The following is a 628-nucleotide window of genomic DNA, read 5'->3' on the forward strand; positions in this document are numbered from 1 at the left end:
AGGCCGCCGTCAACGCCATCATCGAGGACGGCACCTACAAGAAGATCCTCGCGAAGTGGGGCGCCGAGACCGGCGCCATCGACAAGGCCGTGATCAACGGCGGCAAGTGACGGTCCCGGGCACGACTGAAGGGCAGTCACAGTGACCGACAAATTCGACAAGGGGACGGACGGCGCCCGACCGGCGGCCGCCGTCTCCAAGGACGACGGGCCCGCCCCCGTGGCACCCGCGGTGATCAAGGCCATCCCGGTCCGTCACTACGGCCGCTGGGTCAGCGCCGTCGTCGTGCTGGGCCTGGTGGGCCTGCTGATCAACGCCTTCGCCACCGCTGAGAAGATCCAGTGGCAGACCGTCGGCGACTACGTCTTCGACAGCACCGTGCTGGCCGGCGCCGGCCGCACCCTGCTGATCAGCGTCCTGGCCATGGTCATGGGCGTGGTCCTCGGCGTGATCCTCGCCGTGATGCGGCTGTCGAAGAACCCGGTGACCAGCTGGGTCGCCTGGGTGTACATCTGGTTCTTCCGCGGCACCCCGGTCTACGTGCAGCTGCTGCTGTGGTTCAACCTGGCCCAGATCTACCCGGTGCTGAACCTCGGTCCGTTCTACAAGGACGAGATGGTCGACGTCA

1 protein-coding gene and 1 pseudogene are annotated in these 628 nt (G+C 66.9%); both read left to right on the top strand.

Going from position 1 to position 628, the window contains the following annotated elements; genetic code table 11:
• Window positions 1-110 (top strand): annotated as a pseudogene (locus LPA54_RS34910) (ABC transporter substrate-binding protein); the annotation flags it as partial.
• Between the two features lie 31 nt (window positions 111-141).
• Window positions 142-628: ABC transporter permease subunit (locus LPA54_RS34915; RefSeq protein WP_228984631.1), on the top strand; the 487-nt coding region annotated here is incomplete at its 3' end.

Origin of the sequence: Streptomyces sp. DH12 (assembly GCF_020873895.1) — a bacterium.
GTDB lineage: Bacteria > Actinomycetota > Actinomycetes > Streptomycetales > Streptomycetaceae > Streptomyces.